This is a genomic window from Chryseobacterium sp. SIMBA_038, assembly GCF_046535115.1.
Taxonomy (GTDB): Bacteria; Bacteroidota; Bacteroidia; order Flavobacteriales; family Weeksellaceae; genus Chryseobacterium.
The window spans coordinates 1-255 of sequence record NZ_JAWRXH010000297.1; the positions used below are offsets into that span (position 1 = coordinate 1).

At 51.0% G+C, this 255-nt stretch carries 1 pseudogene; it reads right to left on the bottom strand.

The window, feature by feature from the left end:
* Positions 1-183, bottom strand: a pseudogene (locus tag SB689_RS23625) (hypothetical protein); the annotation flags it as partial.
* Positions 184-255 lie beyond the last annotated feature (72 nt).

Genomic DNA, 255 nt, shown 5'->3' on the forward strand with positions numbered 1-255 from the left:
GCGTTCAACAACCTGAATGGTGTTTTCGCCATCGAAGTGATCCCATTCCATGGTTTCATTTTCCTTAACATCGGGTAGGGACCAGCCGAGGCGGCGCACGAACACGTCGTACCGGAACGCACCGAGTTCATCACGAAGTTCGAGCGGCAAGTCGCACAACCTACTCGCGATAATGAGTGGCATTTGCGTTCTCCATCGTTTATTGATGGGCGCCACCGTATCAAGTCGAAACAACAAAATGAACTAGTCAGGTAG